This is a genomic window from Streptomyces sp. NPDC001890 (genome assembly GCF_042891445.1).
Classification (GTDB): domain Bacteria; phylum Actinomycetota; class Actinomycetes; order Streptomycetales; family Streptomycetaceae; genus Streptomyces.
Genome location: NZ_JBIATE010000073.1, coordinates 1 through 6,010, shown reverse-complemented (window position 1 = coordinate 6,010; position 6,010 = coordinate 1). Strand labels below are relative to the sequence as shown.

The 6,010-nt window shown below is 70.3% G+C and carries 5 protein-coding genes; 1 reads left to right on the top strand and 4 read right to left on the bottom strand.

Going from position 1 to position 6,010, the window contains the following annotated elements; all coding sequences use genetic code 11:
• Positions 1–145: 145 nt before the first annotated feature.
• The 4 genes from ACFYY1_RS43050 to ACFYY1_RS43035 form a co-directional block, all read right to left on the bottom strand.
• On the bottom strand, positions 146–985 hold the full coding sequence (locus ACFYY1_RS43050; protein WP_388595557.1) for an SDR family NAD(P)-dependent oxidoreductase: 840 nt from the start codon (positions 983–985) through the stop codon (positions 146–148).
• A gap of 187 nt (positions 986–1,172) precedes the next feature.
• Positions 1,173–2,018, bottom strand: a complete 846-nt coding sequence (locus ACFYY1_RS43045; RefSeq protein WP_351268097.1) for an amidohydrolase family protein — start codon at positions 2,016–2,018, stop codon at positions 1,173–1,175.
• Positions 2,015–3,202 carry a mandelate racemase/muconate lactonizing enzyme family protein gene (locus tag ACFYY1_RS43040; protein ID WP_266735808.1) on the bottom strand — a complete coding sequence of 396 codons (1,188 nt, stop codon included), beginning with the start codon at positions 3,200–3,202 and terminating at the stop codon, positions 2,015–2,017. The genes ACFYY1_RS43045 and ACFYY1_RS43040 overlap by 4 nt, the downstream gene beginning before the upstream one ends.
• The gene (locus ACFYY1_RS43035; RefSeq protein WP_388595556.1) at positions 3,202–4,572 is read right to left on the bottom strand and encodes an aspartate aminotransferase family protein; all 1,371 of its coding nucleotides are present in this window, start codon (positions 4,570–4,572) and stop codon (positions 3,202–3,204) included. Before ACFYY1_RS43035 ends, ACFYY1_RS43040 begins: the two co-directional genes overlap by 1 nt.
• A 328-nt stretch (positions 4,573–4,900) precedes the next feature.
• Here ACFYY1_RS43035 and ACFYY1_RS43030 point away from each other — a divergent pair, with 328 nt between their 5' ends.
• Positions 4,901–5,758 carry an IclR family transcriptional regulator gene (locus ACFYY1_RS43030; protein ID WP_388595554.1) on the top strand — a complete coding sequence of 286 codons (858 nt, stop codon included), beginning with the start codon at positions 4,901–4,903 and terminating at the stop codon, positions 5,756–5,758.
• Positions 5,759–6,010 lie beyond the last annotated feature (252 nt).

Sequence of the window (6,010 nt, the reverse complement as noted above, 5' to 3'; positions counted from 1 at the left end):
ACGGGGCGGGGGACGAAGCGGGGGACGAAGCATTGACGGACATGACGGAGGCGCTCCTCGCGTTGTCGATGCGTGCGATGCGTGCAATGCATGGGATGCGTGCTCGGTGCGTGCTCGGTGGGAACCGGCTGCCGGTCGGTCGCGGTCAGATCGTGTTGCGGTACGGCGGCATGAAGCGCATCCGCGGCATCTGGTCGGCCAGCACTCCCCCGTCGACGACGATGCGCGCCCCGGTGAGGTACGCCCCGGCGTCCGAGGCGAGCAGCAGCAGCGCGCCCACGCATTCGTCGGGCCGCGCGTACCTGCCGAGCGGGATGCGCTCGCGGTATGCGGATTCGAAGGCCTCCCGGTCGAAGGGGAATTCGCCGTCGATGGGGGTCTCGACCATGCCGGGGGCGAGGGTGTTGGCGGTGATGCCGTGCGGGGCGAGTTCGACCGCCAGGGTCTCGGTGAGCAGTTGGGCGGCGGCCTTGGAGGCGTTGTAGTGGGCCAGGCCGGCCTCCGCCACCAGGGCGTTCTTCGAGGTGATGGTGATGATGCGGCCCGCGACCGAGTCCGCCGTCATGTGTTCGGCGATGCGCTGGCTGAGGAAGAAGACGGCGTCGACGTTGACCCGCATGATGTGCGACCAGCTCGCGGGGGTGATCTCGTTGAAGCGTTCCAGCGCCGCCGTGCCGGCGTTGTTGACCAGGATGTGCAGCGGGCCCGCCTCGGCGCGTACGGCGTCGACGAAGCCGGGCAGCGCGTCGATGTCCGCGAGGTCCTGGCCGTACGTCCGGCAGCCGCGGCCGAGTGCCCCGATCTCCGCGGCGGTCTCGGCGAGGCCCTCGGCGCCGGGCAGGTCGACGAGGACCAGATCGGCGCCCGCCTCCGCCAGGCCCACGGCGAAGGACCGGCCCAGGCCCCGGGCTGCCCCGGTCACGACCGCGGTGCGGCCGGTCAGATCGAAGCGGTCGGTTCCGCGGGGCGGGACGGCTGCGGTCATGGCGGGGTTCCTCCAGGAGGAGCGGTACGGAGAGGGGTGGGTCGGGTCCGGCCCTGATCGCCGGAGAGGTCCGGGCCGCCGCGCAGGGACACTTGGGTGGTGGCGCGGCGGCCCGGCTGCCGGTCGGTACCGGGCGACAGGGGGATGACCCCGGCGCCGTACCGGCAGGTTCGGAGGAACGGCCGGATCAGCCGTTCAGGCCCAGCAGGTCCAGCGACGGACGGTGGATGATCTCCTCCACCGCGTCCGCGTCGAGCGGCGGCAGCCCGGGGATGCCGGGGATGCGGGCGATCTCCCGCAGCCCCTTCACCGAGTCGTCGACCGTCGTGAACGGGTAGTCGCTGCCGAACAGCACCTTGTGGAAGACGCCGTAGTCCTGGACCAGCCGGAGGCTGTGCCAGAGCTGGAAGGGCCGGTAGTGCAGGGCGCTGAGGTCGGCGTACACGTGCGGGTGCTTGCGGATGACCGCGATGCACTCGCCCTCGAAGGGGTGACCGAGGTGGGCGAGGACCATCCGCAGTTCCGGGTGGCGGATGGCGACCGCGTCCAGGTGGCGGGGCATCGCCCACTCCAGCGGTGCGCTCGACACGAAGGTGGTGCCGGTGTGCACCAGGAGCGGGAGGCCGTGCCGTTCGGCGTACGTGTACAGCTCGTCGTACTCCTCGGCGGCCGGGTCGAAACCCGCGTACATCGGCATCAGCTTGATGCCGCGCAGGCCCAGTTCCTGGTGGCCGTAGCGGAGTTCGTCCTGCCAGCCGGGCTGGGTGGGGTCGAGCGAGAGGTAGCCGATGAGCCGGTCGGGGTGCGCTCCGGCGTACGAGGCGACGGCCGCGTCGTCGACCCAGAGGCCGCTGCGCCGCGCCTTGCCGCCGACGACGATCGTGCGGGTGCCCTCGGGGGCGGTGGCGGCGTACTCCTCCCACTTCACCGTGAGGTCGACCTCGCCCGCGTGGGCGCGGGCGGAGTCGGATCTGAACGGGTCGGTGAAGTCGTGGCTGTGCCGGAAGAGATGGGAGTGGACGTCGACGATCATGTCCGGTTCCGCTTCTCCCAGCCGTCCGCGAACATGTTCCAGAAGCGGTGGCTGGGCGGGTGCTCCTCGAAGACCTCGTCGACGAGCTCGACACCGAGGCCCGGGGCGGTCGGCAGGCCGATGCGGCCGTCGACGATCGGGAGGGTGCCCTTGAGGGCGTCGAAGACGTAGTCCTCCAGGAGCCCGTCGAAGGTTTCGAGGATCTTGAAGTTGGGGATTCCGAGCGTCGCGTGCACCGAGACGGTGGTGCAGAGCGGCGAGTTCGAGTTGTGCGGGGCGACGAGCATGCCATGGGTATCGGCGATCGCGGCGAGTTTCCTGACCTCGGTGAAGCCGCCGGCCATGGAGAGGTCGGGCTGGATGATGTCGACCGCGTTCGTGGCGAAGAGCTGCTTGTACTCGTAGCGGTTGTGGAAGTGCTCACCGCCGGAGATCGGGAACGCGGCCCGCTGCCGCAGTTCCGCGTACCGCTCGATGTGGGTCCACGGCATCGGCTCCTCGAACCAGCCGATGTCGAAGGGCTCCAGCTCCCGCACCAGCCGGGCCGCGGTCGGCATGGCGAACCGGGCGTGGCCCTCGATGAAGAGGTCGACATCCGGTCCGATGGCCTCGCGGACGGCGGCCACGAGGTCGACGGAGCGGCGCAGTTCGGGGCGCTCCAGCTCGTGCAGGCCGGGGCCGAACGGGTCGAACTTGAGGGCGGTGAAGCCCTTCGCCACGGTCTCCTTGGCCTTGGCCGCGAAGGTCTCGGGCTCACGCTCGCCGGTGTACCAGCCGTTGGCGTACACGCGTACGTCGTCGCGGCAGGCGCCGCCGGTCAGCCGGTAGGCGGGGACGCCGAGCGCCTTGCCCATCAGGTCGTACATGGCCTGGTCGAGGCCGGACAGGGCGACGCCGCCCATGTCGCCGCCGCGCAGGAAGTCGCCCTGGTAGACGCGGAGCCAGAGCTCCTCGATGTCGAAGGGGTCGGCGCCGATGAGGTGGCGCCGGGCGATCGCCTCGGTGAGCTCGCAGACCTCGCGGACGCGGTAGGGGTGGGTGATCTCGCCGATGCCGGAGAGGCCCTCGTCGGTGTGGACCCGGACGTAGCCGAAGTCGCGCCAGGAGGTGCCGAGCATCAGGGTCTCGACGCGGGTGATCCGGCCTGCGGGGCCCGCCGGGCGGGTGCGGTTGACGGTCAGCATCAGCGGGTCGCTCCGCCCATGGTGGAGGTGTTCTCCAGGTCGCGGGCGCCGCCCTCGGCGAGCACCGCCTTGACCGCGGCCTCGGTGCCCTCGATGAGGCGGTCCACGTCGGCGTCGGTGTGGGCGTAGCTGATGTGGCTGCGCTTGAGGTTGAGCGGCAGCTCGAACAGGCCGTGGTCCAGGAGTTTGCGGCGGTAGCCGACGAACAGCGAGGCGTCGTTGTTCAGCAGGTCGGCGTAGGTGCGGGGGGTCTCGCCCGGCATGAAGTAGGTGACGAAGACGGAGCCGTAGCCGGTGACGACGGCGGGGACCCCGAGGCGCTCGTACAGTCCGGTCAGTTCGGTGCGGACGCGCTCGCCGAGCCGGAAGACGTGCTCGTGGACGGGCTCCTCGCGGAGCTTGCGCAGGGTGGCGAGGGCCGCGGCGACGACGGACGGGTGGCCGTTGTACGTGCCGGCGAAGAAGGCGGGGGCGCCGGGGCGGGTGGAGAAGAGGTCCATCAGGTCGGCGCGGCCGCCGATCGCGCCGACGGGGGCGCCGTTGGCGATGGCCTTGCCGAGGGTGGTGAGGTCGGGGGTGACGCCGGAGATCTTCTGCCAGCCGCCGATGTCGTGGCGGAAGCCGGTGATGACCTCGTCGAAGATCAGGACGCTGCCGGCCTTGGTGGTCTCCTCGCGCAGCGTGGTGAGGAACTCCTGGTACGGCAGGAGCGCGCCGACGTTGTGCGGGACCGGCTCGACGATCACGGCGGCGATGTCGGAGCCGTGCTCGGCGAAGGTGCGGCGGACGGCCTCGCTGTCGTTGAACGGCAGGACGAGGGTGGCTTGGAGGACCTCGGGCAGGATGCCGGTGGAGATCGGGTCGTGGCCGCCGACCTTCTCGGGTGCGGAGATGACATTGAGGCTGACCGCGTCGTGCCAGCCGTGGTAGCAGCCCTGGAACTTGACGACGAGGCGGCGGCCGGTGGCGGCGCGGGAGACGCGCAGCGCGTGGAAGGTGGCCTCGCTGCCGGTGCTGGTGAGCAGCACCTTCTCGATCGAGGGGATCAGCTCGGTGAGCTGTTCGGCGAGGAGGACCTCGCCCTCGGTGACGCCGACGCCCATGTGGCCGAGGGTGGCACCGGCCGCCGCGGTGGCGCGGGCCACGTCGAGGTCGTTGTGGCCGAGCAGGGGCGGTCCGAACGCCGAGTGGAAGTCGGTGTACTCGCGTCCGTCGGCGGTACGGAACCGTGCGCCGTCCGTCCCCGTGACGACCAGGTCGGTCAGTCCGGGAACACTGCGCTGACCGCTGTTCACGCCGCCGGGTACGACCTGGCGGGCGCGCTCGGCGAGTCGGGCTCCGGATTCGTTGCCCACCGGGCCTGAACTCATATCGCTTGCTCCTTGCGTCGAGAGTCGTCGGTCTTCACAGGCCCTGCCCGGCCCGTGAATCCCTGGCGCCATCCGCCCGGCAGTCGCCGCAGGAAAGGGATGATCCGTGGTGCTTGAGGTGGTGCTTGAGGTGGTGCTCGGGGTGATGCTTCGGGTGGTGCGTTTCGCTTTTCCAGAACGCTGTTCTGTAGGGCAGAACAGTGCCTGGATATTACGTCCGGCTTCGGGGCGGGTCAAGACCTTTCCGGACCCAGGAAGGCCCGTTTCCGCGCCTTCTTCACAGAGAACGCACCTTCCGAGCCTCCCCGAGGGACTACGCTGTTCTGCTATGACGAACAGTGCTGCCCCAGAAGAACCGAAGTACTGGGTCAAGAGCGTGGCCAGGGCAGCGGACATCCTTGAGGCGCTCGCCGCCCCCGCGCAGGGGAACGGCCTGAGCGTCACGGAGGTCGGCCAGGCCTGCTCCATCTCCAAGAGCGCCGCCTTCGGCATGCTCCAGACCCTGCGTGCCTACGGCCTCGTCTCCGACGACGGCGAGGGCATGAACCGCCGCTACCGGCTCGGCATGAGCCTGGCCAGGCTCGGCGACCGGGCCCGCTCCCAGGTGTCCCTGCGCGGCGTCGCCCACCCGGTGCTGCGCGAGCTGACCCGGACCACCGGAATGGCGTCCAGGCTCGCCGTCCCCGAGGACGGCCACGCGGTCGTCGTGGACCAGGTCGAGCTCGACCAGCGCGTCCGGCTCGATCTGCGGATGGGGCAGCGCGAGCTGCCGCACTGCACGGGCCTGGGCAAGGCGCTGCTCTCCGCCGTGCCGCAGAGCGAGGCGGCCGCGGTCGTCGAGCGGTTCGGGCTGCCCCGGCGCACCTCCCGCACGATCACCGACCCGGCGACCTTCCTGTCGCATCTGCGCGACATAGCCCGGGTCGGCTACGCCCTGGACGACGAGGAGGACGCCGAGGGCATCATCTGCATCGGCGCGCCGGTCTTCGACGACCGTTCGGTGTGCGCCGGGGCCGTCTCCATCACCGGCCTGAAGCTCGGCCTGCCGGCCTGGCGCTACCAGGAACTGGGCGGCCAGGTGCGGGACGCGGCCCGCCGGATCAGCGTCTCGCTCGGCTGGGTCGACGACGCGGACGAGGCCGCGCCCGACACCGACACGTCGCACTCCGACGGAATCAGGTCTTGACCAAGACGGATTCGGGTCTTGACCAAACGGCTTAACCCGCCGTAGGTTCCCTGCCAACCGCGGTGACACTTCATGGTCACCGGCGATTTACCCTTTCCGGCCTGGTTTCCGGCGCCTGCCCATCGCGCTGTGGACACTCGACGGCCGGACCTTTTCAGCCATCCGCCTCATGGCAGTCCCCCGCAGGAACGCTCCCTCACTTATCGCACTTCTCGGAAGGCGAAGTCCGCATGAGCGTTCCGCACCACCACA